Origin of the sequence: Streptomyces sp. ISL-12 (assembly GCF_018614415.1) — a bacterium.
In the GTDB taxonomy this organism is placed as follows: domain Bacteria; phylum Actinomycetota; class Actinomycetes; order Streptomycetales; family Streptomycetaceae; genus Streptomyces.
In genome coordinates, this window is sequence record NZ_JAGGOO010000080.1 from 23536 (window position 1) to 49862 (window position 26327).

At 70.0% G+C, this 26327-nt stretch carries 23 protein-coding genes and 1 pseudogene; 13 read left to right on the plus strand and 11 right to left on the minus strand.

All coding sequences use genetic code 11. The features are described from left to right. Positions 1-64: 64 nt before the first annotated feature. Positions 65-862 carry an SDR family NAD(P)-dependent oxidoreductase gene (locus J7I94_RS22430; protein ID WP_215169299.1) on the minus strand — a complete coding sequence of 266 codons (798 nt, stop codon included), beginning with the start codon at positions 860-862 and terminating at the stop codon, positions 65-67. A gap of 163 nt (positions 863-1025) precedes the next feature. Between J7I94_RS22430 and J7I94_RS22435 the strand changes: the two genes are divergently transcribed. After that, on the plus strand, positions 1026-1871 hold the full coding sequence (locus J7I94_RS22435; RefSeq protein ID WP_215169301.1) for a helix-turn-helix transcriptional regulator: 846 nt from the start codon (positions 1026-1028) through the stop codon (positions 1869-1871). A 606-nt stretch (positions 1872-2477) separates the two neighbouring features. Here J7I94_RS22435 and J7I94_RS22440 read toward each other — a convergent pair. From J7I94_RS22440 to J7I94_RS22455, 4 genes are all read right to left on the minus strand, one after another. Then, positions 2478-3053 (minus strand): TetR/AcrR family transcriptional regulator, encoded by a 576-nt coding sequence (locus tag J7I94_RS22440; RefSeq protein WP_215169303.1) that lies wholly within the window; start codon positions 3051-3053, stop codon positions 2478-2480. Positions 3054-3063: 10 nt separating this feature from the next. Beyond that, complete coding sequence (locus J7I94_RS22445; RefSeq protein WP_215169304.1) at positions 3064-4026, minus strand: ATP-binding protein; 963 nt, start codon at positions 4024-4026, stop codon at positions 3064-3066. A gap of 84 nt (positions 4027-4110) precedes the next feature. Beyond that, positions 4111-6684, minus strand: coding sequence for an ABC transporter permease (locus J7I94_RS22450; protein WP_215169306.1), 2574 nt, complete (start codon positions 6682-6684; stop codon positions 4111-4113). After that, entirely contained in the window at positions 6684-7472 is a 789-nt protein-coding gene (locus J7I94_RS22455; protein ID WP_215169308.1) for an ABC transporter ATP-binding protein, read from the minus strand. The genes J7I94_RS22450 and J7I94_RS22455 overlap by 1 nt, the downstream gene beginning before the upstream one ends. A gap of 378 nt (positions 7473-7850) precedes the next feature. Between J7I94_RS22455 and J7I94_RS22460 the strand changes: the two genes are divergently transcribed. The 4 genes from J7I94_RS22460 to J7I94_RS22475 all read left to right on the plus strand — a co-directional run bounded on the left by J7I94_RS22460 (position 7851) and on the right by J7I94_RS22475 (position 11127). Beyond that, positions 7851-8132: a hypothetical protein gene (locus tag J7I94_RS22460; protein WP_215169311.1), complete on the plus strand. Its 282-nt coding sequence runs from the start codon at positions 7851-7853 to the stop codon at positions 8130-8132. Then, positions 8129-8668: a CAP domain-containing protein gene (locus J7I94_RS22465; protein ID WP_215169313.1), complete on the plus strand. Its 540-nt coding sequence runs from the start codon at positions 8129-8131 to the stop codon at positions 8666-8668. The genes J7I94_RS22460 and J7I94_RS22465 overlap by 4 nt, the downstream gene beginning before the upstream one ends. Before the next feature lie 159 nt (positions 8669-8827). Next, on the plus strand, positions 8828-10474 hold the full coding sequence (locus tag J7I94_RS22470; RefSeq protein ID WP_215169315.1) for an MFS transporter: 1647 nt from the start codon (positions 8828-8830) through the stop codon (positions 10472-10474). Next, complete coding sequence (locus J7I94_RS22475; RefSeq protein WP_215169317.1) at positions 10474-11127, plus strand: GNAT family N-acetyltransferase; 654 nt, start codon at positions 10474-10476, stop codon at positions 11125-11127. The genes J7I94_RS22470 and J7I94_RS22475 overlap by 1 nt, the downstream gene beginning before the upstream one ends. Before the next feature lie 258 nt (positions 11128-11385). On the opposite strand, the gene J7I94_RS22480 is transcribed toward J7I94_RS22475, so the two are convergent. Next, positions 11386-12339 carry an NAD(P)/FAD-dependent oxidoreductase gene (locus J7I94_RS22480; RefSeq protein ID WP_215169319.1) on the minus strand — a complete coding sequence of 318 codons (954 nt, stop codon included), beginning with the start codon at positions 12337-12339 and terminating at the stop codon, positions 11386-11388. 84 nt (positions 12340-12423) lie between these two features. Here J7I94_RS22480 and J7I94_RS22485 point away from each other — a divergent pair, with 84 nt between their 5' ends. Further along, positions 12424-13011 (plus strand): helix-turn-helix domain-containing protein, encoded by a 588-nt coding sequence (locus J7I94_RS22485; RefSeq protein WP_215169321.1) that lies wholly within the window; start codon positions 12424-12426, stop codon positions 13009-13011. A gap of 157 nt (positions 13012-13168) precedes the next feature. Beyond that, positions 13169-15568, plus strand: a complete 2400-nt coding sequence (locus J7I94_RS22490; protein ID WP_215169323.1) for a fibronectin type III domain-containing protein — start codon at positions 13169-13171, stop codon at positions 15566-15568. 76 nt (positions 15569-15644) lie between these two features. Here the strand turns inward: J7I94_RS22490 and J7I94_RS22495 are convergent, their stop codons facing one another. The 3 genes from J7I94_RS22495 to J7I94_RS22505 all read right to left on the minus strand — a co-directional run bounded on the left by J7I94_RS22495 (position 15645) and on the right by J7I94_RS22505 (position 17604). Next, on the minus strand, positions 15645-16004 hold the full coding sequence (locus J7I94_RS22495) for a peptidase inhibitor family I36 protein (RefSeq protein ID WP_215169325.1): 360 nt from the start codon (positions 16002-16004) through the stop codon (positions 15645-15647). 189 nt (positions 16005-16193) lie between these two features. After that, a complete protein-coding gene (locus tag J7I94_RS22500) occupies positions 16194-16892 on the minus strand; it encodes a response regulator transcription factor (protein ID WP_215169327.1) in 699 nt (232 codons plus the stop codon). 85 nt (positions 16893-16977) lie between these two features. After that, positions 16978-17604, minus strand: coding sequence for a hypothetical protein (locus tag J7I94_RS22505; protein WP_215169329.1), 627 nt, complete (start codon positions 17602-17604; stop codon positions 16978-16980). Between the two features lie 510 nt (positions 17605-18114). Between J7I94_RS22505 and J7I94_RS22510 the strand changes: the two genes are divergently transcribed. After that, a complete protein-coding gene (locus J7I94_RS22510) occupies positions 18115-18576 on the plus strand; it encodes a DUF3237 domain-containing protein (RefSeq protein WP_215169331.1) in 462 nt (153 codons plus the stop codon). Between the two features lie 548 nt (positions 18577-19124). On the opposite strand, the gene J7I94_RS22515 is transcribed toward J7I94_RS22510, so the two are convergent. After that, the gene (locus J7I94_RS22515) at positions 19125-20108 is read right to left on the minus strand and encodes an NAD(P)-dependent oxidoreductase (RefSeq protein WP_251075560.1); all 984 of its coding nucleotides are present in this window, start codon (positions 20106-20108) and stop codon (positions 19125-19127) included. A gap of 227 nt (positions 20109-20335) precedes the next feature. Next, positions 20336-21463 (minus strand): serine hydrolase, encoded by a 1128-nt coding sequence (locus J7I94_RS22520; protein WP_215169332.1) that lies wholly within the window; start codon positions 21461-21463, stop codon positions 20336-20338. A 365-nt stretch (positions 21464-21828) separates the two neighbouring features. Between J7I94_RS22520 and J7I94_RS22525 the strand changes: the two genes are divergently transcribed. The 5 genes and pseudogenes from J7I94_RS22525 to J7I94_RS22545 all read left to right on the plus strand — a co-directional run. Next, positions 21829-22620: a DUF3152 domain-containing protein gene (locus J7I94_RS22525; protein ID WP_306522339.1), complete on the plus strand. Its 792-nt coding sequence runs from the start codon at positions 21829-21831 to the stop codon at positions 22618-22620. Between the two features lie 222 nt (positions 22621-22842). Next, positions 22843-24072: an MFS transporter gene (locus tag J7I94_RS22530; RefSeq protein ID WP_285442719.1), complete on the plus strand. Its 1230-nt coding sequence runs from the start codon at positions 22843-22845 to the stop codon at positions 24070-24072. An 89-nt stretch (positions 24073-24161) separates the two neighbouring features. After that, positions 24162-24941 (plus strand): M15 family metallopeptidase, encoded by a 780-nt coding sequence (locus J7I94_RS22535; RefSeq protein ID WP_215169345.1) that lies wholly within the window; start codon positions 24162-24164, stop codon positions 24939-24941. 249 nt (positions 24942-25190) lie between these two features. Further along, positions 25191-25772, plus strand: coding sequence for a sigma-70 family RNA polymerase sigma factor (locus tag J7I94_RS22540; protein WP_215169339.1), 582 nt, complete (start codon positions 25191-25193; stop codon positions 25770-25772). Positions 25773-25853: 81 nt separating this feature from the next. Next, positions 25854-26327 (plus strand): annotated as a pseudogene (locus J7I94_RS22545) (D-alanine--D-alanine ligase A); the annotation flags it as partial.

Genomic DNA, 26327 nt, shown 5'->3' on the forward strand with positions numbered 1-26327 from the left:
ACAGGCAACGGTCGGCCGGTTGCTGTCCATTTTCTGCTCACGCGCGGAGCGTCTGCGGGCCGGGTCAGCGGCCCACGTGGTGGCCGCCCTCCGCCGGGAGCACGGCCCCGGTGGTCCAGCGGCTCTCGTCGGAGAGCAGGAACAGGGCGGCACGGGCCATGTCGTCGGCGGGTGCCACGTGGTTCATCGGGGACATGGACGCGAGGTGGTCCTGCATCGCGGCGGGCAGCATGTCCCACATCTCGGTGCGCGTGGAGCCCGGCGCGAGGGCGTTGACGCGTACGTTGTGCGGGGCCAGCTCCAGGGCCGCGCTCTTGGTGAGGCCGTTGACCGCCCACTTGGACGCCACGTACTCCGAGATGCCCGCCACACCGACCATCCCGCCGATGGAGGAGACGTTGACGATCGACCCGCCGCCGCCTGCGAGCAGGGCGCGGACCTCGTATTTCATGGACAGGAAGACGCCCTTGGCGTTGACCTCCATGATCCGGTCGTAGACGTCGGTGGGCTTGTCGTGCACGGGGGTGCCGTCACTGGTCACGCCGGCGGCGTTCAGGGCGCCGTCGAGGCGGCCGAACCGGCGGACGGCGGTGGCGACCGCCGCCTCGACGGACGCTTCGTCGGTCACGTCGAGTGGAACGGCGATCACCTCCGTGCCCTCGCTCGACAGTTCGGCGGCCAGCAGCTCCAGACGGTCCACGCGGCGTGCGCCGGCGATGACCGTCGCTCCCTCGGCGGCGAAGCGCCGCACGGCGGCCTCGCCCATGCCGGCGGACGCGCCGGTGACGAGGATGACCTTGTTCTCCAGGCGCCGGGCCCGAAGCGTGAGCGGCGCGGGGTTGCGGTTGGAACGCGTGGTCATGGGGTCACTCCGTAACGGTGGTGGACTTGGGGAGCGGCTCGCAGCGCTTGCGACGGCCGCTGTCCTCAACGATGGGATGCCTGCCGGTCCGGTACCAGAGACCGCGTTGTACTAGCACTGACAGGGCGACCCTCGTCCGTGCGAAGTGGGTGACCATGGAGTCATGGAACGCGAAGAACTCGCCCGCTCTCTGCGCGGCTGGCGCGACCGCCTCACCCCGGCGACCGTCGGACTGCCCACGGGAGGCCGCCGACGCGCACCCGGTCTGCGTCGCGCGGAGGTGGCCATGCTCGCCGGACTCTCCGTGGACTACCTCGCCCGCCTCGAACAGGGAAGGGCGGGCAACCCCTCGCCGTCGGTGGTGGAGTCCCTGGCCCGGGCGCTGCGCCTGTCCGACGACGAGAACGCCTACCTGTTCCGGCTCGCGGGGCATGCCGACCCGCGCGTCAACGGCATCAGCAGGCACCTCGCGCCCGGAGTGCGACGCATGCTGGACCGGATGTCGGACACCCCGGTCCTCGTACTGGACGCCGCGTGGCAGGTGGTCGCCGCCAACCCGCTGCTGATCGCCTTGCTCGGCGAACTCTCCGCGGGTCCCGCACGCGACCAGAACCTGTTGTGGCGCCACTTCACCGGAGTGCCGTCGCGGGTCGTCGCCACCGCCGAGCAGGACGCCGCATTCGAGTCCGCGGCCACCGCCGACCTTCGTGCCGCCGTCGGACGCCACCCGGACGATCCGCTGCTGAGCGGCCTCGTCAGCGATCTCCGGCGAGCCAGTCCCCGGTTCGAGTCCTTGTGGCAGGCGCGCGCCGTCGCTCGTCATGCCTCCAGCCGCAAGACGATCCGTCACCCCCAGGTGGGTCCCCTGACCCTGGACTGCGACGTGCTCACCGTCGAGGGCAGTGACCTGCGCGTCGTTCTGTACACGGCTGTCCCGGGGTCGGCGGACGAGGACGCACTCGCACTGCTGCGGACGATCGGAACGCAGTTCTCGCGGAGCCCGTCGTAGTGGTGGCCTGCGGTTCACCCGGCTTCAGGGCCAGACGCGGCAGGAAGAAGGCGACCAGCGGTCCGATACCGACGGCGTACACCGCCGTGCCGATGCCGACGGTACCGCCGAGCAGCCACCCGCCCGTCAGGACCGATGCCTCGATGAGGGTACGGGCGACGAGAACGGGAACACCCAGCCGTGCCAGCCCGGTCATCAGGCCGTCCCGGGGGCCCGGTCCCCAGCCGGCGCCGACGTACAGCCCGGTGGCCACCGCCGTGCCGACGAGGCCGGCGAGCAGGAACAGCAGTCGCCACGGCCACGGCCCGGGGGTGGGCAGTACCCGCAGCGCCTGGTCGAGCACGGGGCCGACGAGGACAGCGTTGGCGAGGGTGCCGATGCCGGGACGCTGCCGCAGGGGTATCCAGAGGACGAACACGACGGCCGAGACCAGAACCATCACGGCTCCGAGCGACAGCCCCGCGGCGTGGGCGACGCCCTGGGTCAGCACGGTCCACGGATCCGTTCCCAGACCCGCGCGGACCAGCAGGGCCGTACTGACCCCGTAGAGGGCCAGGCCCGACAGCAGGAGGGCGGTCCGGCGCGCGACCCGGTCCCCGGCGCGCCTCATGACGTACCGGCCGCCAGCAGCACGGCCGCGGCGGCCGCGGCGTCGCTCACCGCCCGCGCGGCGGCCTGTGGCCCCTCGACGACCACGCGCCCCGCCACTCCGTCGATGAGCAGCAGGAGTTGGGAGGCGCGCAGTTCGGGCGCCGCCGTACCGGCCTCGGCGCACAAGGTGGTGAGCAGGTCCAGCAGCCAGCGCTTCTCCGCCCGGACGGCGTGGTGCACGGGGTCCTCGGGGTCGACCGTCTCGGCCGCGGCGTTGAGGAAGGCACAGCCTCGCCTGCCCTTGGTCCGGTACCGGTGAGCCAGCCAGGAGAACACCGCCTGCGGCCGGTCGCCGGGTTCTTCCACTCCGGCCAGCCAGTCCGCCAGTTCCGCGGCCGCCTGGTCGTGCCGGTGACGCAGTGCCGTCGCCGCGAGTTCGCTCTTGCCGGCGAAGTGGGCGTACACCGTCGGTTTGGACACGCCGGCTTCCTGCGCGACGACGTCCACGCTGGTGGCACCGATGCCTCGGCTGTAGAAGACCTCCTCGGCACTGGCGATGAGCTGGTTGCGGGTGCTTTTCCGGGGACTCATGAACCTTAACTTACCAGTAAGGCAAGTTTGTGCCCTCGCGACACGCGTCCTGCCGCGCCCTCTCGGCCAGCACGACGTGGACGAGCACCTCGCTCATCCGCAGACCCTCCGCCACCGGTGTCGTGTAGGGCTGGGTGCGGAGCCACTGGAAGGCGTACGTGGCCTGACTCCCCACGTCGGCCCGCAGGTGCCCCTCGGTGACCACCCTCGCGGCGGCCGCGACGGCCAGTGTCCTGCGTTGCAGGGCCGTGGGTGCCGGGCCGACGAGGCGGCCGAACAGGAAAGAGGTGGTCGACGGAGCGGGCGACCATGCCGTCCCCGTCCCCGTCCCCGCGACGGGGACGGGACGGGTCAGTGCGTCGGCCGCGGCGGCACGCAGGGCGAGCGGGTGGCCCGCGGCGAACGCTTTGACGGCGGTGCGCAGCGGCCTCGGCACGAGGAGGCTGTCGAGAAGCCGGTCCGCCTCGTCGTCCGCCAGGCGTGTCAGCCGGCGCGTGCGGGCGTGGCGGGCCCATCCGGGATCGGCGGTCCAGGCCGGTTCGGGGCTCCGGCGGCCGACGAGGACGACGATCGCGTCCTCGGACAGGGCGGGCAGGATGCCTTCGCGCAGCCACGGTGCGAGCCCCTCGCACCGGTCCACCTCGTCGACGAGCAGCACGGGACCGGTCAGGTCCTCGATGTTCCCCAGAGCGGCCGTCAGGGCTCGCGGTGCGGCGAACCGGCCTCCGTCGGCTTCGAGCACCGTCCGGCCGGCGCCGGCGGCGTCACGGGCGAACCGCCTCAGCAACGCGCTCTTCCCGGAACCGGTCATGCCGTGCAGGTAGAGCACCGCCGGCGCTTCGCGCTCGCCGCGAAGCGCCGACCGGAACACCGCACGCTCCTCCGTCCGGCCGACGAAGAGGAGTCCTGGGGCGTCCGAGAACTCGCCGTGGACCGTGTCACCGCCCGGTGAACACACAGGCTGTTCCCTCATGTGCATCGGATCACTCACCTGTAAGAGCCGGCAGGGGACTCCTGCGGTCAGCTCGCCACTGCCCCTCGGCCGCCTGTCACGCGGTCATTCCTTCGTCCCGATGGCGTCCACCGGCCGGGCGCGGAGCATCAGCCGGCTGGGCAGCATCGCCCCGGCCACCGCCAGCAGACCCGTCGTGCCGACGATCGCCAGCCAGCCCGGTACCGGCACCGTGGGGAACGGCCCTCCGGTCAGGGCGAGTGCGACCAAGGACAGCGGCGGAACGGCGAGGAGCGTTCCCAGGACCGCCCCGGTGATCACCACCGCCACGCTCTCCCGGCGCACCATCCCCAGCAGTTGCGCACGGGTGGTCCCGGTCAGCCGCAGCAGGGCGAACTCGCGGCGCCGGGAGGCGGTGTTCATCGCCTGGGTGTTGACGACGGTGAGCGCGGTGTAGGCGATGATCAGTCCGACCACCACGTAGTTCACCCACGCCATGGCCCTCTGCTCGGCCACCAGGTCGTCCACCGCCAGCGCGCCGCTCAGGGCCGTGCCCGGATACGAGTGGGCCAGGGCGGAGAGTTCTTCCGCGACGTCGCCGGCCCCGGATGCCGATCGGACCAGTACCGACTGGTCGACGCCCGCGGTGGTGTGCGACAGCAGCAGGTCGTGGTCGAAGGTGAGATCGGCGAAGCCGAGTCCCCGGCCGTACACGGCGATCACCTCGCCGGTGAAGGGAGTGCCGTCCCCGAGGTACAGATGAGCCCGGTCCCCGACCTCCAGGCCGAGCCACGACGCCGCCGTCGTGCTGAGGGCGACCGTGTCCGGGGCAAGGGCGGAGAGGTTCCCTTCCCGGGCGTCCAGGTCGATCGTGGCGGACAGAGCGGCGGGCTGGAGGCCCTGCGCGGTCAGGGACACGGTCTCCTCCGTACCGAGCAGTGAGCCCACGCCCACGGCCTTGGAGCGGACCACCCCGGTGGCGGCCGACACCCCGGGCAGATCCGCGGCCCGCTGCGCCAGATCGGGAGAGACCCCCGAGGTGGAGGTCAGCACGTGGTCGGCCACTGTTCCCGAACGGATCTCGTGGGCCGCCCGGTCGAGTTGGGTGGTCTGGGTGAAGACGACGGTCGCGGCGAAGGACACCGACAGGACCAGCGGGGTGACCGCCGCCGCCGTCCGGGCGGCCCGTGCCCGGGAGTTGGCCGCCGCCAGCCAGCCGGCGACGCCGGTACGCAGCAGCAGCGGGGCGAGCACGGCGGTGGCGGCGCGGGCCAGCTGCGGACCGAGGACCGCTGCCGCTGTCACGAGCAGCAGGACCAGCGAGTTCGCCATACCGACCAAGGTCAGGAAGTCGGTGCGGTAGGCCAGGCCCAGGCCCAGTACGGACACCGCCAGCGCGAGCAGGACCCCGCCGGTCACCAGTCGGCCGCGGCTGGGGCGGTCGGGCTCGCCCGTCGCCTCGCGCAGGGCCTCGGTGGGGCGGATGCGCGCCGCGCGCCGGGCGGCGAACCAGGAGGCTCCCACCGCGGTCAGGACGGTGGCCGTCACAGCGGTGAGGAAGGGCAGCGGTCCGACCACCGGCTGGAAGTCCGGCGGCACGATCCCGCGCCCGGCGAACTGGTCGCTGAGCCAGTACACGACGCCCACGCCGAGCGGGCAGCCCAGCAGCCCCGCGACCAGGCCGGCCACGGCGGACTCCGCGGCGATCATACGGTGCAGCTGCCGCGGGGTGGTGCCGATCGCGCGCAGCAGAGCCATCTCCCGGCGCCGGTGCCGGATGGCGAGCGATGTCGTCGCGCACAGTACGAAGACCGCCACGAGCAGGACGTTGCCGCCGATCGCGGTCGCGAGCTCCACCAGGGTGGCCGCGCCGACCGCCACATCGGTGAACTCCGCCTCGCCTCGCCCCTCGCCCGTGTACACGGACGCGTTCGTGTCCTTCAGTGTCCTTTCGACCTCCGAGGCGACCTGCCCCGCGGCAGTGCCCGGGGCGGTGAGCACACCGAACGCGTCGACCGAGGTGCGCGCGGCCGGTGACAGCCCCTCGACCGCGGCGGTGGAAGCGAAGAGCACCGACTGCCGCGGTGTGCGGCCTCCGTCGAGGGCCACGAGGCCGGTGACCTCGAAGGTGCGGGGCGCGGCCGCCGACATCAGCCGGACGTCGTCGCCGACGTGGAGACCGGCCCGCTCGGCCAGGTCGGTGTCCAGCACGACCTGTCGGGGCCCCTCGGGGCGGTGTCCTTCGGTGAGACGGAAGCCGCCCAGGACCCGGCTCTGCCAGGTGTGTGCCTGGGGCACGGCGCCGTTGGCGCCGGTGACGGACCGGTCCCCCGCCAGGAGACGCACTGTCGCGCGACGGTCGGGCACGACCGATTCGACACCGTCGAGCGCGGCGAGGTCGCCGGCCAGGGCGGCGTCGAGGCGCGGGCGTTCGGGAAGGGGCTGCGCGCTTCGGTAGGCCGATCCGTCGGCGGACTCGACCTCCAGTTCCACGGACTGGCTCGCGGCCACGATCACCGGGGCCTTGTCGTACCGTTCCGGCGGAAGTGCGGAGCGCAGCCCCGATTCGAGGAGCACCCCGCAGGCGCTCACCACGGCCGCCGCCAGCAGCAGCGCCGTGAACGTGGCGGCGAAGGCACCGCCGCGCGACCGCAAGGTGGCCAGGGCCAGACGCAGCATCAGTACCTCCTCCGCAGCTCACTCAGGACGCTCTTCACCTGGGCCACGGACGGTGTGTCGACGGAGTCGACCACACGGCCGGCGGCCAGGAACATCACCCGGTCGGTGCGCTGGGCGGCGGCCGGATCGTGGGTGACCATCACCACGGTCTGGTGCAGGTCGGTCACCGCCTGCCGGAGCAGGGCGAGTATCTCCTCGGCCGTGTCGGGGTCGAGTGCGCCCGTGGGCTCGTCCGCGAAGATCACCTCAGGACGGGTGATGAGGGCGCGGGCGATGGCGACGCGTTGCTGCTGGCCCCCGGACAGCTCGGCGGGGCGCCGGTCCAGCAGCCCCGTGAGTCCCACGGCGGAGGCGGTGGCGTGCACTGCCTCCCGCTCGGCCTTGGCCCCGGCCAGTCGCAGGGGAAGGGTGATGTTCTGCTCCACGGTGAGGGAGGGCAGGAGGTTGAACGCCTGGAAGACGAACCCGATGCGGGTCCGACGGAACTCCGTGAGCTGCCGTTCCCCCAGGTCTCCGAGGTCCTGCCCACCGAGCTGCACCACCCCCGACGTCGGCTGGTCCAATCCGGCGGCGCAGTGCAGGAAGGTGCTCTTGCCCGAGCCCGAGGGCCCCATGACGGCGGTGAAGGTGCCGGCGGTGATGCCGGTACTGACCTGGTCGAGCGCGACGACCGCGGCCGGTCCGCGGCCGTAGGCCTTGGTCACCTGGGTCAGACGTACGGCACTGCGGGTGGAGTCGATTCCGATGGGCGTGCCGGGGGGCGTTGTGCGGCTGCGTGCTCCGAGCATGCGGGGACCTTCTGTCGGTTCGGTCAGTGGTCCTCACAGTCCACCCGCGGTTCGCGGCGGCAACCTCCGTCCCGGCGGCTGTTCGGCGGCTCCGCCACGCAGACGAGGAGGTGGACGGGCTCCGCCGCAGGGAGGAGGGAATCGGGCGTCGGCGCAAGCTCGTCGGGGGGCGGACTCCTCCCTGGGGAGGGGGCCGCTGGAAGGAGCGCGCACCGTTCCCGGGAGCCGGCGCGGCTGGGCAATGAGTGAGCGGAATATGAGCACTGCCCGCAGCGTCAGCGCACGCGCGAGCCGTTCGCGATCGCACCCGTGCCCGATACGATGTGCAGCCGTCCGCCCGCAAGGTCCCTTACCGGGCTCGAAGGAAACTGGTTGCACATGGACGTCCTCACAGGCCTTCTCGCGATCCTCGTGGGCCTCACCACGATGGCGACGCTGGAAAACCGGACACGCCGGCTGGACCGGCGAATGATACGCCTGGAGCAGAAAATCGATCTCCTCTTGAAGCAGGGGAACGTGCCGGATGACGAACTCGTGCCGACGGATGTCACCGCCCTCGTCCGTGCCGGGGACGACATCTCGGCGATGAAGAAGTACCGCGAGGCCACGGGGGCGGGTCTGCTGGAAGCCAAGGAAGTGGTGGACCGGCTCAAGGGATGAGCATGTACGCCCCGGACGCGGACGACTGGGATTCCCAGTGGGACGGCGGCGAAGGACGCATCCGCTTCCTGGGCGGACCCGCCGCGAGAGACCAGGACAGCCCGCCGCGGCCTCGTCGAACGGCGGACGCGTCCACCGTCGGTGGCGGTGCCGTACGACGTCTGCTGGAAGATCCGGTCTCCGTGCTGGTGAACCGGGAGCGTGTCGCACGAGGCCTGGAGGTCCTTGTCGGTGACGAGCGGCTGCGGACGTCCGCCCGCGGTCACAGCGCGGAAATGGTCCGCCTCGGCTTTTTCGACCACATGGCTCCGGACGGTACCTCGCCGGCGGAACGCATGCTCGCGGCCGGTTTCCCACTGCCCGGGGGTGAGAACATCGCTTTCGGCCAGCCGACGCCGGAAGCGGTGGTCGCCGACTGGATGAACAGCCCCCCGCATCGGCGCAATATCCTGCGCCGGGAGTTCCGTGTGATCGGCGTCGGCGTGTGCGTCACCTCGCTGGGTCCCATGTGGACACAGAATTTCGGATACGTGTGACCCGCACCGTCTCAACTTCCGTTCATCTGCTGCTCAATTCGCGGAGGCAAGGAAAATCTCACGGATAGCGTGAGCACATGCCGCGTCTTTGACGGGCTCTTCCGCTTCGCGGACCGCCGTACCGTCCGGTCGACCGAACTCCACCACCCCGGGACTCCTATGTCTGCCTTCCGCCCCGTCCGCGCCACCGTCCACGGCACGGACAGCAGGCGCGCACTCTCCATGGTCGCGCTGGGCAGCTGCTTCCTCGTGGTCATGATGGACAACACGATCCTGAACGTGGCGTTGGCGACCATCCAGGCCGATCTCTCGGCGTCCAACGGGGAGCTGCAGTGGGTACTCGACTCGTACATCCTGTGCTACGCGGCCCTCATGTTCACGGCGGGCGTCATGGCCGACGTCTGGGGACACCGGCGGGTGCTGCTGGCCGGGCTCGCTGTGTTCACGGTGGCATCGGCCCTGGCGGCGTTCGCCACAACCCCCGGTGAGCTGGTCCTGTGGCGAGCCGTGATGGGTGTCGGCGGGTCGGTGGTGCCCCCCGTGTCACTGGCGTTGATCAACGAGATGTTCGACGAGGAGGAGCGCGCCAGGGCCATCGGTGTCTGGTCGGCGCTGGGCGGACTGTCCATCGCGTTGGGTCCGCTGACCGGAGGGATGCTGCTCCAGCACTTCTGGTGGGGCTCGGTCTTCCTGGTCAACGTGCCGGTCGTGATCACTTGTGCGGCGATGCTGCTGCTCCTGGTGCCCGGCTCCCGCGCCCCGGGCCGCCTCCGCGTCGACGTTCCCGGTGTCGTGCTCTCCGCCGGGGGTGCCGGCCTGGTCGTCTACGCCGTCATTCACGCCGGGGAGAGCGGGCAGTGGTCCGGCGGGGGAACGCTGTTGCCCCTGGGGGCGGGCGTGGTGCTGCTGTCGGCGCTGGTCCGGTACGAGCGGCGTGCCGCGGCCCCCGCCGTTGACGTGCGGCTGCTGCGCGACCCCGCCTTCGCGGTCGGCACGCTGGGTTTGGCCCTGGCGTACTTCGCGCTCACCGGCGGGACGTTCCTGATGGTGTTCTACGCGCAGGGGGTCCGCGGGTTCTCCCCCATGCAGCTCGGTCTGAGCGCCCTGCCGATCGCCGTGGGGACCGTCTTGGCAGCCGCTCTCAGCGGCCGGGTGCGTGACCTGGTGGGTGTCCGGGTGACCGTGTCGAACGGCCTGGTCCTGATCGGCGGCTCCTGCCTGGGCCAGGCTTTCGTGACCGCCGACACGCCGCTGTGGATCTACGAGGCTGTGCTCGCCGCGTCCGGCCTCGGGATGGGGCTCGTCCTCGGTGTGGCCACCACGGCGGCGACGAGTCGCGTGCCCGCCGGTCAGGCCGCCGCGGGGGCCGGCCTGAGCAACGCTCTGCGGCAGATCGGTTCGGCGCTCGGTGTGGCCGTGCTGGGGTCCGCCGTGTCGGCGGCCTACCGGAACACGCTCGACGAGGTGGCGGGTGCGCTGCCCGCGGCCGTGCGGGAGACGGCGTCGGAGTCCCTCACCCACACCTTCGGCGTCCTCGACGCGCTCGCCGCCGACCCGGCCCTGCCCGCGTCGCTGCGTGCCGCCCTGCCGCACCTGCGGACCTTCGCTCAGGACGCTTACGTGGACGCCATGCGGCTGGGCTTCCTCATCGCCTCGGTCACCGTGGGGGTCGCCGTGGTCGTGACGGCGCGCTGGATGCCGGAACCGTCCCGGCCGTCACCGCCCGCCTTCCCCGGTCGCGTCCCTCCCCCACGTCCCGTCCCGGCCGTGGAACTCTCCGGCACCCCGCACCGGCAGGGCTCCTGATGGGCGGCGCCACCACGGGGTCCCTGCGGAACGCGGCCGTCCGGGGAACAGCCGTCCCCCCGGCCGAGCCGGACACCGCCACGGGGTGGGCCACCCGGCTGCGCGACGGGGCGACGACCCGGACGCGGCTCGCGGCCAACGGTGACCTGCCGTACGTCAACGCCCTGCACGCCCGCTGCTCACGGCAGAGCCTCATGCTGCGCTACCTCTCCGGCAGACAGCGCCTCACGGCAGCGGAGTGGCGCGCTCTGGCCGCTCCGTCGGCCGGCCTCACCTGGGTCACCCACCCGGCCGGTGCTCCCGGACACGTCGTCGCCGTGACGCACGTCCTGTACACCGACCGGACGCCGGGCTCCTCCGCCGCCGGTGAAGCCGGTCGCGGCCCCGCCGAACTCGCCCTCCTGATCGACGACACCTGGCAGTCCAGGGGACTCGGGACGGCACTGGTCACGCGGGCGGTGGCCGTCGCCCGGCAGCGCGGGCACGGCGAGCTGCACGCCTTGGTGCTGTCGGACAACCGGCCCGCCCTGGCGCTGGCCCGGGTGCTCGGCGGTGTCGTCACCCCTCAGGGAAGCCAGTGCACCGTGAGGCTGCCGTTGCCGCGGCGGGACGGGGCCGCACCGGACGACCTCCCCCTTCCGACGTCGGTGTGACCGGCGCCGAAGGTCCACCGGCGGGAGGTCGACGTGCCACGACCACCGGCTCTACGGCGTCGCCCCTCGCCGCGTGCCCGCCGGACCCGGCCGCGACGACACACCGCGCCGTACGGCTCGGGGTCCCGTCCGGTCGGCACACCGGACGGGACCGCGGTGGCCGCGGCCTGACCCGTACCCGTCGGCGTTCGTGAACCGTCAGGTGCCGCACGCGGCGCGGGGGCCACGGCTCCCGTGCCCCCGCTCACGGGATGGCCGTCAGACGGTCATGGCCCGCTGAGTGTCCTCGGTGATGAGGTCGAGGTTCAGCCCGGCCGCCGCCTTCAGCCCGGCCGCCGCGGAACCGATCGCCGTCTCGGTGACACTGGTGACGTTGCCCGCCGCGAACACTCCGGCGACGCTGGTCGCACCTTGCGGGCCGGCCGCCACGAAACTGCCGGCCACCTGCCCGAACATCTCCCAGTCCGTGACCTCCAGGCCCAGCCCGTCCAACCCGGTGACGCGGGCGGTGAAACGGGGGGCGACCACGATCCGCGTGAGGTCGACGCGCTGCCCGCCCGCGAGCAGCACCCCCGTCAACCGGTCGTCCACGACGTCCAGCGAGCGCACTTCGCCTTCGACCACCCGCACCGAGCGCGCTGCCAGGCGCTTGCGTGCGGTGCCGTCGAGGACCGGCCCGGTGTGCGCGAGCAGGGTGACCCGGTCGCTCCACTGGCTCCACAGCAGCGCCTGTTCCACGCCCACCGCGCTCGTGGCCAGAACACCGATGGGCTGGTCCCGTACTTCCCACCCATGGCAGTACGGGCAGTGCAGTACGTCACGTGCCCAGCGCTCGGCGATGCCGGGCACGTCGGGCAGCTCGTCCACCAGTCCGGTGGCCAGGAGCAGCCGCCGCGCGCGTACGGTGGCGCCGTTGTCGAGTTCGAGGCGGAAGTTCGTCTCCGTCTCACGCGCCGCGGCGGTCACCGAGGCGGTCACGCGCTCCCCGCCGAAGCGGGAGACCTCGCGTCCCGCGATGTCCAGGAACTCGGTGGGGGTGATGCCCTCGTGCCCCAGGTAGTTGTGCATCGACCGTGCCGGGGCGTTGCGCTGCTGCCCGGCGTCGATGACCAGTACGGAGCGCCGGGCCCGCCCGAGAGTGAGCGCCGCGTTGAGGCCGGCCGCGCCCGCGCCGATGACAGCGGCGTCGTACAGGATGTGTTCGTCGGTCATGGTGTTTCCTTCCGTTCGCCGGTGATCTTGCGGCCGTCGGGCGGGCGCGTCCAAGGCCGCTTGCCGACTTGGCAAGATGAGGGGGTGAACCACGACGAGGTAGAGGGTTTCCTGCAGTCGGTCGGCGGACGCCTGCGGGCACTGCGGCATGAGCATCAGGCCACCTTGGACGACATCAGCGACATCAGCGGCATCTCCCCGAGCACGCTGTCCCGGTTGGAGTCGGGCCGGCGCAAGTACACCCTTGATCTGCTGCTGCCGCTGGCGGCCGCGTACAACGTGCCGCTGGACGAGTTGGTGGGTGCCCCCCAGACCGGTGACCCCCGCATCCATCTGCGCCCGGTCGCCGTCGCCCAGCAAGGCCGGACGGCGATCCCGCTGGTGCGCCACTACGGAGGTCCGCACGCGCACAAGCACGTTCTGCCGGCGGGCCCGGCAGACGCCGAGGCGCCGGAACTGCACACCCATCAGGGTTTCACCTGGATCTACGTCCTGTTCGGACGACTGGGTATTACGGCAGGCGGGGAGAGACTCGTGGTCCAGGCCGGGGAAGCCGCCGAGTTCGACACACGTCTCCCGCACGCCTTCAGCAACCTGGGCGATCAGCCCGTCGAGTTCCTCAGCCTCTTCGGAGCCCAGGGTGAGCGCGTGCGCGTGAAGGCGTGGAAGTGACCCGGACGGGCCTCGCTGTCCACGGCACACCGGCCCTCGGCGGTTCCTGGCACACGATTGGTCCCGCACATCGGCGAAGGCACCACCGCGGGTAAACCGAGGCGCCCCCTGATCCGTTTCCGCAGTGGCACAGCCACACATACGGAAAGGACCCGAGGTGCGCTTTTCCCCCGCCGGCTCCGGCAGCCGACTCAGATCCAGCGTCAGACCTCTGACGGCCGCACTGCTCACCACAGCGGTCGGCGCCACACTCCTCACCACCAACACCGCCCGAGCCCACGCCGAGGAAGGGACCGCGACGGTGACCACCGCGCCGGACCCGGGCACGGACATCACCGGCAACGGCGGCAAGATCACCGCTCAGTACAAGGAGACCGGAGCCGAGTCGGAGTCGATGCTGATCGACGACGACATCACGACCAAGTACTTCACCATCCGATCGGCGATGTGGGTGCAGTACGAGTCGGCCACCGCCGCGACGATCGACCGTTACACCCTCACCTCCGCCAACGACGCCCCCGACCGGGACCCGAAGGACTGGACGCTGCAGGGCTCCGTGGACGGATCGACCTGGACCGTCATCGACACCCGTACGAACCAGACGTTCTCCGCGCGCAACCAGACCCGGGGCTTCAGCGTCACGCCCGGCACGGCCTACACCCACTATCGGCTCGTGGTGAGCGAGACCAACGGTTCGTCCGACTCCCAGCTCGCGGAGTGGGAGCTCTGGGCGGGCGGCAACGGCGTCCCGGCGGCCCCCTCCAAGCTGACCGCGACGCTGGACGGTGACGCCGCCGTACTGGACTGGGCGGACAACTCCAGTTACGACACCGGTTACGCCGAGTCCGGCTTCCAGATCGAGCGTTCCGTCGAGGGCGGCCCGTTCGAGCCACTGGCCACAGCCGGCGCCGACGTGCACACCTACACCGATCCCGCGCTGGACACCGACACCGCCTACGCCTACCGCGTCCGCGCGGTGGGAGCGGGCAACGGGCTGTCGGAGTACTCCGGTACCGCCGAGCTGTCGGTGGGCGTGTTCGACATCACCGACCTGCCCGGCAAGGTCACGGACCAGTACGCCACGGGCGGAGCGGAGGGCGGGGAGCGGGCCGCGGACAACAGCGAGTACACCAAGTACCTGACGCAGCACACCACCACGTGGCTCCAGTACCAGCCCGCCAGCACCTCCAGACTGACGGGCTACACCGTCACCTCCGCGAACGACAGTCCGGAGAGGGACCCGAAGAACTGGACCCTGCGGGGCTCGGTCGACGGTTCCACGTGGACCGACCTCGACACCCGCAGCGGTGAATGGTTCACCAGCCGGTACCAGAAGAAGTCCTACACGGTCGGCACCGACCGTTCCTACCGCTACTTCCGTCTCGACGTGACCGCCAACAACGGTGCCGGCCAGACACAGGTGGCCGAGTGGGAACTGACGGGCACCGGCAACTCCGGCTCCCAGATCGACGCCCCCGAGGCACCCAGCGGCCTGTCCGTGAAGGCCGTCTCCGGCGACCAGGCCGTCCTGAGCTGGACGGACAACTCCCGTCTCGAACAGTCCTTCCGGCTGGAGCGCTCCCTCAACGGCACCGACTGGGACTGGTCCCGGGTCGTGCCGAACGGCACCACCCGGTACACGGACCTCGGTCTGACCGGCAACACCACCTACCACTACCGTCTGCGGGCGGATAACGCCGGTGGTCAGTCCGCGTACACCACGCCGGTGAGCGTGACCACCCCGTCGAGCGCCATGCCGGCCACCTGGCAGGAGCACTGGCTGGAGCACGTCCAACTGCTCGACAAGGTCCACGAGAACGACGACGTCGCGATCTACTTCGACGATGACATGGACCGTTCGCAGACCTGGCTCAACGGCTACGTCACCAAGCTGTGGAAGTACACCAAGCAGAACTACGGCAGCTTCAGCAACCCGCAGCTCGCCGCCATCTTCCACAAGGGCAAGTACGGCGGTGGTCACCCCTCGAACGTCTTCGACGCGTCCCACGACTACCGCAACGTGATCGACATAGGTCTCGCTGACTGGAGCGAGACCGACACCCAGGCGCGGAACGTCACGTCGCACGAGATCGCGCACATCGTGGAGTTCTCGGCCTACGGCGTCAACGGATCACCCGCTTTCGGCCTCTGGGGCGACAGCAAGTGGGCGGAGATCTACCAGTACGACGCCTACCTCGGAGCCGGGCTGACCGCCGACGCCGAGAGCTGGTACAGCAAGGCCATCGCCAAGACCGACAACTATCCGCGAGCCAACACCGCGTGGTTCCGTGACTGGTTCCTGCCCATCTGGCGCGACCACGGCAAGGGCGAGGCACTCGACGCGTTCTTCCGGCTGACGGCCGAGCAGTTCGCCCAGCACAACGGCTCCTACGTCCGCGACATGAACATGGGCGAGTTCGTGCACTTCTGGAGCGGGGCCGCCGGCGCCGATCTGCAGAAGCAGGCCGAGACCGCCTTCGGGTGGACGGACGCGTACGAAGCACAGCTGGAGCAGGCCCGGCTGGACTTCCCGGACGTGCCGTACACGCACTCCTGACAACAGGCCATGGGGGCGCGAGCCAGTCACGTACTGGCTCGCGCCCCCTCGGTCTGCGCAGCGCGGGTGGCCCGGCTCAGTACATGAAGTAGCCGGAGATGCGATTGTCCCACTCGGCAGGAGCGACCCAGCTCTGGTGGGGGCCGATCTCGGTCCAGGCTCCCTGGTAGTTGTCGTCCTCGAAGACACGGAGCCGGTAGTCGGAATCGTTGATGACCGACGAGATCTTGTCGTTCTTGTCGGCGGGCAGAACGGGCGTCCACACCAGCCTGTTCTCGAGCAGTCCGGTGAAGTCGGCTCCGTCGAAGACACATATCGGGGCCACCGTGGGGGTGGGCCGGGGGCACGCCGCCACGTCCGTCGACGCCGAGGCGGCCGACGCCCCGGTCATCAGCAGTGCGGCGGCGAACGATGCGGCTCCGGACGTGCGTACCATGCTGCGTATCCTGCTCATCAAGAACGCCTCTCTCGCGTCGTGGGGTCCCGGAACGGGATGTGGAGAAGTCGGTGCTCCCCGGTGATCAGTGTCGACGACCGACGTTCGGGCCAGGCGGCCGCGACCGAACTAAGAACAACCGATGAGCAGTTGGCGAGCAGGTATTGAGCGGCTCCCGTGAGTCGTCGGTCAAAGGCAGCCGTCCTGACGCGCGCGGAATCGGTACCCCCGTCCCCGCACTGTGTCGATGAAGCCCGGCGCACCACGTGACTGTCCCAGCTTCGACCGGAGGCGCTTCACACAGGAGTCGATGTTCCGGGGATTCGTACCACCGTCGGTTCCGCCTGTGACCGCCAGGAGGTCCTCGCGGCTGAACACCCGGTCCGGCGCCGCGGACAGGGCGAACAGCAGCATGCGCTCCGAGTGGGCGAGGGGGATACGCCGGCCGCCCAGGGTCACTTCCACCGCGACGCGGTCGATGAGCAGGGCACCGTACCGTTCCGCCGGAGCACGTTCCGGCCGGACCCGGCCGAGGTGTCGCAGAGCCGCGGCGACATAGGACTGCAGCACGCGAGCAGCCACGGGCTTGACGAGATACCAGTCCGCTCCCGCGTCCAAGGCTGCTATGGCCTCATCGTCGTCCTCCCGTGCGGACAGGAAGACAACGGGCAGTGCGCCTGCCGCTCGGATGCCGCGGCAGACGTCCACCGCGCTGATGTCCGGCGGGTCCGCGCCCAGCAACACCAGGTCGGGACAGCGTTGCCGGACACTCGCCAGTCCGCTCTGCCCCGTCGACGCGACGAACACCTCGGCGTGCAGGGGCAGGAGTGCCTGTCGCACCTCGTCACACAGCGCGGGATCCTTGTCGATCAGCAGCACGCGAGCCATCCGGCGAGTATCGGCAGCGCCCGGGCCGGTGACCGGACGTCCGCCGGACCCGGGCGAAAACCGTTATGCCCGCGCGCCGCGCACACTACTGCCCGTCTGCGGCCGGACCCTCGTCCGGCGCGGGGCGCTCGGTGATCCGGGTGGCGACGCCCTGCTTGACCACCACGTCCGCGGCAACGGACCCGCTGCTGGTGCTCGCCTCCAGGTCGCCGAGGGAGCACCGTGTGGTCGCACGCGTGCTGTAACTGCCGCACAGCGTTCCCGCCCCGTAGACAGCGGTGCTGTCCGAGACGAAGAACTGCTGGTCCTTCCCGGAGGCGCTCACGATGTACGTGCCCGGCGCCAAGTACTCGATCGTGCCGCCGGCGAACGTTCCACTGATCCCACCGCTCACCCCGCCGGCACGGTCGTCCGCCGCGGCGTCCTCGTCGGCCGCACTGTCGTCGGCAGCCGAGTCCTCGTCGGCCGCGTAGCCCTCTTGCTGCCGGGAGGAGTTCGCGGCCGCACCGTCACCCGATGCCGCTGTCTCCCCGCCGTCCGCCGCGGACGCGGATGACGACGCGGACGCCGACGCCGGGGCCGAGACAGTGCTCGACACCTCACTCGCGGCAGTGTCCTGGTCGGAGTCGCCCTCACAGGCCGTGAGCAGCGCTACGCCCGCGACGACGACAGCGGCCAGCAGACGCGCACGGGAACGGCGATGGGTAAGCATGAGATCTCCTCGTCGTAGTCGAGGGAACACCGTTCAAGGCTGTGCCCTCGTCATGGAATGTCTGATCACCATGCACCGGCCCAGGGACTCGATGCCGCAGCAGCAGCGACCCATGACCGGGTTGTCACCTCGCTCGAACAGTTGATACGTGTTGGCCCTTTCCCGACGGCCGGTTCAGCGGCGCACTTCGCCGGACCGTCGCCCGTCGCGCGCCCCGGTGTTGAGCAGTGGTGAGCACTATCCGGGTCCTGATGGAGCATGAGTAACAGGCATGATGAGTGCGCAGGCCGGTGACGGCGGTGTGTGCTGAGACTCCGGCTCCGGTGGAGCGCTGTCACACCGTTCACCGCGCTGTTCTGTACAGCGGCTGCGGGGAAGCGGGGGCGGACGACGCGCCGCGGCACATCGCCACGATGACCACACCCGACGAGGCCCTGTCCGTGCTGATCCGACGCATGTGCTGGGGTTCCCGCGGCGCGTCCGACTCACTGCGCCAAGAAGGAGAAAGACATGGCCACCCTGGTCAAGGAGTTCGATTTCTACGTCGACCTCGCCACAGAGCCCGTCGGTGACGGTCCCTTCGGCGACCGCGTCATCGCTGAGGGAGTGGGAGGAGGGATCACAGGAGACAGGCTGAAGGGAACCATCACCGCCGGCGGAGGTGACTGGCTGCTCGTGGGCGACGACGGTTACGCCCGGGTCGACGTGCGCAGCACGTTCGACACCCACGACGGGGCGGCCATCTACGTCCAGTACTTCGGGCTCATCGAGATGACGAGAGGGATCAAGGCAGTCCTCTCAGGCGGCGATGAACCGACCGCCTTCGGTGAGCAGTACTTCATGATCACACCGCGTATGGAAACCGGGGACAAGCGGTACGCCTGGGTGAACCAGACGGTGTTCGTCGGTGAAGGAAGACTCCTGCCCGGATTGCGCGTCGAGTTCCGGGTGTACAGCGTCGCCCTCTCCTGATGGGTCACTGGCGCGGGCCCCGGTGGCGCCCGACGCCGGTTCCTCCTGTTTCTCCCGCGAGCGGAAGCCGCGGGAGAAACAGTTCGGGATGTGGCTGAGAGGTTCTCGCGCACCTCTCATAGGCCGCGGCGAAACTCGCCCGCTCGTCGCGCGGGACTGAGTCAGCTCGGCCACGGCGAGGAGTGCCGGTGCCGTCAGGGTGCCGGTGCCGTCAGTGTCGGTGCGACGGCCGGGGAAACGCCTCGGATGAGACGTCGGCGAGCCGTAACGCCAGTCGTCATGGAGGTACTCCTCACGACGGCACCCGTCATTGTGCGGACAACGAGACACCACCGGTGACCGGTCGGGCGACAAGGCCCGCCGCACCGCCGTCGCCGGGCGCGGCCGCGGGCGACTCGGCCCGTATCCGAGAGCGTGCGAAGGCCGGCCGAGCAGCACCAGGGGTCTCGTGCCCGCCGCGCTCGACGTTTCCAAGGACCTGCGCGAGTTCCGTGTCCGGTTCTGCCGCCTCCGGCGCGCCGAGGCGCGCGGCGGCGGTCCGCGGGTGTCTAGGCAGCCCGCTCACCGCCCAGAGGCCCGGCTGTCGTCGTCAGGACGACGTTCTCCAACTCCTCACCCCGCGCGTATCGGTGCAACTGCCGGCAGAGGAACTCCACGGACATCGAGGGGAACGCGTCCGTGAACGCCGCCACGTGCGGAGTGATCAGCGCGCCGGGCAGGTTCCAGAGGGGGTGGCCGCCGGGGAGGGGCTCCGGGTCCGTCACGTCGAGCGCGACCCGGAGCCGGCCGCCGCGCACCTCCCGGACGACGGCGCCGGTGTCCACCAGTTCCCCGCGCGCGACATTCACCAGGAAGGCTCCGTCCCTCAGCAGCGCCAGGGTGTCCGCGTCGAACATGCCACGGGTCCACTCCGTCAGCGGTGCGCACAGCACCACCGCGTCCACCGTGGGCAGCAGCGAGGACAACTGCTCCGCTCCGTGCACATGTCCCGCTGGGGTGGTGCGCTCGCTGCGGGCCACGAGGACCGGCTCGCAGCGCAACGCGCGGAGCCGGGCCGCGACGGTCGCGCCCACGGCGCCGTACCCCACGACCAGTACCCGCTTGCCGACCAGAGTGGTCCGCGGTTCAGGGCGCCAGCGTCCCTCGGCCTGCCGGACGGCGAACTGGTCGAGCCCGCGGCACAGCGCCAGCAGAAGGGTGACGGCCAGCTCCGCGGTAGCCTCACGGTGCACTCCGCGCGCCGTCACCAGCTTCGTGCCGGGTGGCATGTCGTCCAGCATCGGCATCACGTAGTCGTATCCCGAGCTGAGCAGTTGAAAGACCTCCAGTCGGCCCATGCGGGGCAGCACCGTCCGCAGCGCTTGGTCCGCGCCCGGCGCTGGGGGTCCCGTGAGGAACCGGACCTCACCCGGATCCCCGGGCAACGGACCGGAGCCGTCCCAGTGGCCGTAGGTGAAGTCGTCCGGCAGGCCGGGAATCTGCTCCCGGGGGTATGGGAGCCACACGGTCGCGCCGTCCTTCATGGTGTGCATCAGCTACTTCCGATTCGTGTGCCACGCGGGCGGAGGCCGGAGCCGCCACGGCCGACATCTGGTCATGCCACTGCCTGAACGGTGCGTCACGAACCACGGTTCGCATGAAGCGCGTCACAGGACGACCGCGGAGCGGCTCGCGACCGCCGCTCGGCGACTGACTGCGAGTCGGCGCGCGGAGGGACGTGCGCCGTGTCCCTCCGCCGTGCCGACACGCCCTCGCGATGTCACCCGCACAGTGCCCGGTCGACGAAGTCCAGCACGTGTGCGGCCGCGGCTTCCGGCTCCGGTACCGCCGACGGCAAGGCCGTCACCGCCACGGTCACCGCGCGTCCGCCCTCGGTGACTCCTCCCCGCGTCTCGTATCCCGGGATGTCACCACCGTGGCCCCAGACCAGGCCTCCGCAGCTCAGCGGGGTGCTGAACAGGCCGAGCCCGTACCGGGCACCGGGCCAGGTGCCCGGTGCCGCGACCGTGGTGCGCATCTGGCGCAACTGCTCCGCCCGCAGCAGCTTTCCGTCCATGAGCGCCGTGAAGAAACGATTGAGATCACGGGGTGTGGAGACCAACTGTCCCGCCGCCCCTGCCCAGGACGGGTCGAAGACGGTGAGATCACGCAGTGGAGCGCCGGGGGCGGTGGCGTGGTATCCGTGCGGATGTGCTTCACGGATGGTTCGCTCCCCCGGAGCGGGGAAGTACGTGTGCCGCAGAGCGGCCTTGCGGATGACACGGCGAGTGATCTCCTCCGCCACCGTGCGCCCGGTGATCTCCTCGACGAGCAGCCCCGCCAGCAGGTAGTTGGTGTTGCTGTACTCCCACCGCGTACCGGGTGCGAAGTGCGCCTTCCGCGAGAGCGCCAGGTCGAGCAGTTCAGTCGGTTCGTAGTGGGTGTCGCGGATCGCGAAGAAGTCGTCGAGGCCGGACACGTAGTCGGGCAGCCCGCTCGTGTGCTGCAGCAGCTGACGCACGGTGATACGGCTGCCGTCGATACCTTCGCCTCGGACCAGTCCGGGCAGGTAGTCCTCGATCGGGGCGTCGAGACGGACCACGCCCTCCCCCACCAGTTGCAGCACCACCACCGCGGTGAAGGTCTTGGTGTTGCTGCCCGCTCGGACCATCCCGTCGACGGGGACCTCGGTACGGCCGCGCAGCTCGCCGACGCCCGCGGTGAGGTCCGACGTCTGTCCCCACCGGCCTCTCACCGCGGCCAGGGCGGCCGGGAACCCGTCCTCGTGCACCAGGTCCTGCAGTCGGCGCAGGTCCGCCGACCGGCCACCGTGCTGAGTGACCGCCTGAGCGGGCAGTGCGCTGCCGGCGAGAACTCCCGCCAGGACCGCCGCGGTGGTCACCCTCATGAGGACGCTTCCGCGGAAGCGATGAATGTGTCGCGTCATCAACGACGGGTCCTTCCTTGGTAGTCAGTGCGTCAGACACTGATCCGGAGCCGTGATCAGCATGTGCGTACGCGGCCCGGCGGGCGAGGGGGCCGGCCCGTGTATCACGGTGGTGCCAGCCCCCCGCTCAGATGTGACCGCTCAGAAGAGGTCTGCTCGACTCGATCCGAGGGACCCCGCGGACTGCGGTCCGTCGTCTCACGCAGGGTGGGTTTAGTGCGCCAGCCGCAGGATCAAGCACGTTGAACCTCGTACCACCCCGAGCCGTTACGCCCATGCGTACACCTTCCGCACACCAGCGCACCTCGCGCTCCAAGGGAGAAACCATGCGGCGACACCTGTTCGATCGCACCAAGAACCTCAAGAGGGGGCGGCTCAACGCCGCGCTACTGGGCTGTGCGCTGTTGGCGCTCGTTCCCCTGACGAGTGGGTGCCAAGGTCAGACACCTCCTGCCGACGACGCCGTCAGCACCCCGCCCGACGTCCCGACCGCACAGGCTCGGCCGGCGAAGACCCCGCGGCCGACGCCATCGACAGCCACCCCGACCCCGACTGTGCCGCTCACCGGATCGGGAGAGTTCACCACCGCTCAGGAGAGCCTGGGTCCGGTCGGATCAGGCACTCCCATGAGGTACCGGGTGCAGGTCGAGACCTCCTTGGACTTGTCCCTGGCGGACACGGCCCGGGAGATCAACTCCGTCCTGGCCGATCCTCGCGGCTGGACGGCCGGCGGCCAGGCGTTCCAGTTGGTCTCCTCGGAGCCGGCGGAACTGACCGTGCAGGTGGCTTCGCCCGGCACGGTCGACGCCACCTGCGGGGCCGCCGGCCTGGACACCCAGGGCGAGGTCAACTGCTCGGTGGGCTCCGTCGTCGTGGTCAACCTCAAGCGCTGGATGCTCGGATCACCACAGTTCGACGGCTCCCTGCACGACTACCGGGCCCTCATCATCAACCACGAGGTGGGGCATCGCCTCGGCCACGGCCACGAGACATGCCCCGGGGAGCAACGACCCGCACCCGTGATGATGCAGCAGATCAAAGGTCTGCACGGTTGCACGGCCAACGCCTGGCCCTACGACAGCGACGGCGTGTACATCAGCGGCCCACCGACAGCCTGACCGGCCGGCACGGCAACGGACGGGTACCGCGTACTCGGACACCTGCCACACAGCATGACCGTCACCGCTGTGCGGCGCGCCCCTTCCCGGAGTGAACCGTCCTCCGACTCCGCCCGTTCTCACCGTGAACGCCCGCACGGACGCGTTCACGCCCCCGTGTACGCACCCGGGCCCCCTCTTACGGCTTCCGGAAGCCTGCCCCTGCCTGCAAGAAGGAACGCGATGCCGCATGAGCTGAGCCAGCAGACGGTCCGCGTGTCACCGATACCAGTGCGACCGCACAGACAGGTGACGCGCGACCGCAACGCGGCTGTCTTCTTATCCGTCGTCCTCGTCACATTCCTCGCGGCGTCCAGCGCCCCCACGCCCCTGTACCACGAGTATCAGATGCGATGGCACCTCACGTCAGGTGCCATCACACTGATCTACGGCGCGTACTGCCTGAGCGTCCTGGCATCGCTGCTGACGGTCGGCGCACTCTCCGATCACGTCGGTCGGCGTCCGGTCATCTGGGGCTCCCTGGCGCTCGAAGCGCTGTCGATGCTGCTCTTCCTGCAAGCCGACGGCATGACCTCGCTCGTCGTCGCCAGGACGTTGCAGGGGTTGGCGACCGGAGCGGCGACCAGTTCTCTGGGGGCCGCCCTGCTGGACGTCACGGAGCGAGGAGGGGCCCTGTTCGTGAGCGTGGCTCCGCTCGTCGGCATGGCGTCCGGGACCCTCGTCACCAGTGTGCTGCTGGATCTCTGGCCCGCCCGCACGGGCGTCGTGTACGCCGTCCTGCTCGCCGCCATGGCCGCACAGGTGGTCGGCTTGCTCTTCGTTCCCGAGCCGGGGGCCCGCAGGCCCGGTGCTCTGCGCTCCCTGCGCCCCCGGGTACGGACACCTCGGTCGACCCGTCCCGCCCTCATGCTCACGGCTCCGGTCTTCGTCGCTGTCTGGGCACTGGGCGGTTTCTATCTGTCCCTCGGGCCCGACCTGATCCAGCGGGTCACCGGATCGTCGGTGAGCAACGGGCTGATCGTGTCCGTGCTCACCGCCTGCGCGGTGCCGGCCGTCCTGCTCACCCGGCAAGCAGCGGCAGAACGGACGGCTCTGGGAGGCTCGCTGCTGGTCGCCTGCGGAGTGGGCGTCACCCTCGTCGCCGTGCACATCGACTCCGGTGCCGTCCTCTACTCGGGCACGGCGATCGCCGGTCTCGGCTTCGGTCCTGCCTTCCAGGGCGGTGTACGCCTTGTGACGGCCACCGCGGACGCGACGGAGCGGGCCGGTCTGATGGCCGCCGTGTACACCATCACCTACTTGGCGATGTGCGTGCCGGTACTGGCCGCCGGGATCCTGGCCGGCCGCTACGGCCTCGTCCGATCGACCGAGCTCTTCGGTTTGCTGGTCATGGGCCTTTCACTGGCGCCACTCGCCAGACTGAGAAAGCTGATCCCCGAGCGGGCGTCGTGAATACGAGGTCGGGTTGCCTCGACTCGCCACATGATGTTCAGTATTCGATCGTGACCACCAAGAAGAGCAACACAATCCGGCGTTTCACTATGCTGTTCGCCCTTGCCTCAGCCATTCTCCTGACCACCCTGAGCGGGCCCGGCAAGGCGCAGGCCGCCACGGACGAGACAGCTCCGGCCGCATTCGTGTCGCTGAAGGACGTCGCTCCGTCAATTCTTCAGGACATTCGGTACTACACCACTCACAATTTCGTCGGCAGCAAGATAGCCGGCTACGACGAGTCACTGTGCATCCTCACTTCTGCGGCGGCCCAGGCCCTTGCGGAGGCACAGCAGGAATTCCTCGCACAGGGATACAGCCTCAAGGTGTACGACTGCTACCGGCCACAGCGCGCCGTGGATCAGTTCGTCAGCTGGGCCGAGGACCTCGACGACGAGCTGATGAAAGACGAGTTCTACCCGCAGGTCGAGAAGTCGGATCTCTTCACCGACGGGTACATCGCGGCCAAGTCCGGACACAGTCGCGGCAGCACGGTGGACCTGACGCTGGTGAAGCTGCCGGTCACGACCACCCGCCCCTACGTACCCGGCGAGAAACTCGTCCCGTGCTACGCGCCCGCGAAGCAGAGATTCCCCGACAACTCCATAGACATGGGTACGGGCTTCGACTGTTTCGACACGCTGTCCCACACCCTTGACCCCCGCGTCGGCGCGACGCAGGCAGCCAACCGGATGCGGTTGAAGACCGGGCTGGAGTCCGTCGGGTTCGTGAACCTCGCCGAAGAGTGGTGGCACTTCACGTTGTCCGCGGAGCCCTTCCCGGCGACCTACTTCGACTTCCCCGTCTCCCGGGCCTCGCTGAGCGGCTGACGCCGTCGCTAGCGCGCTGCGCCTGCCCCACCAAGGGGGAGGCACAGCGCGGTAGTGCTCACATGATGACCAATCAGTGCTCATCCGTCGATGGGCGCCGGGCACCCTCAGTAATATCGCGTTCTGTGAGGCTCACCGTTCTCGATATCGAAGACAACTGACCTCTCGTCCGATGTCATCCAGTCCTGACAAGCAGCGACTCAATGAGATGACAAGAAACTTGCGAGTACCTCCAAGCGGGAATTCGGGGTGCACGAGGAGGTCAGAGAGTTGCCGTCAGAAAAGAAGTCCGAGGACGATGCGACGTTCGATGTCGAGTCGTCCGACACCATCGTCGGCATGTATCAGCAACATGGCGCCGACCTGCGGCGGTTCGCTCACCACAAGCTGGGGGGTGACTGGCACCGCGCCGAGGACCTGTTGCAGGAGGCCATGCTGCGGGCCTGGCTACAGCTGCGCAGAAGGCCGGAACGAGAGTTGCGCGTCAAACCATGGCTGAAGACCGTCATCAAGAATCTGGCCATAGACGAGTTCCGGTCACACGGGAGCCGCTTCGAAGCTGCGGCCGACGTGGAGACCGATGACCACGAAGCAACCGACCACACCCGTTCCGTCCTCACCGAGCTCATCATCCGGGACGCGATGAGAGACCTGAGCGACAACCACCGGCAGATCCTGCAGCGTGTCTACATCCTCGACCTGAGCATCAGCACGGTGGCGGAGGAGCTGGGCATCCCCAGTGGAACGGTCAAGTCACGCTCCTACCACGCGGTGAGGGCGTTGAGGTCGGCACTGGTGACTCGGGGCGTCACCCGGGACATGGCTGTGTGACAGGGCCCCGACCCATTCGAATCCGCGGCTTTCCCCCTCACCCCTGTTTTCACGAGCGACCGAGCGAAAGAAGCACATCACATGGCTGAAGCCACCTCCTCGCATCCGCAGCCGTCCCGCAAGCCGCGGGTCGCCGTCGTGTTCGGCGGGCGCAGCTCCGAACACGGGATCTCCGTGGTCACCGCCGGCGCCGTCCTCGCCGCCCTCGACCGGACCAAGTACGAGGTCCTGCCGATCGGCATCACGACGGACGGCCGGTGGGCCCTCACCGCCGACGAGCCCGAACGCATGGCGATCACCGAGCGGCGCACGCCGACGGTGGAGCAGCTCGCCGACTCGGTCGAGAGCGCGGTGGTGCTCTCCGTCGACCCCGCCAGCCGCGAGGTCGTCTACAGCGAACCGGGCTCGGTGCCCAAGGCGCTCGGCGAGGTCGACGTCGTCTTCCCCGTCCTGCACGGCCCCTACGGGGAGGACGGCACGCTGCAGGGGCTCCTTGAGCTGTCCGGGGTGCCGTACGTCGGCTCGGGCGTGCTGGCCTCGGCGGTCGGCCAGGAC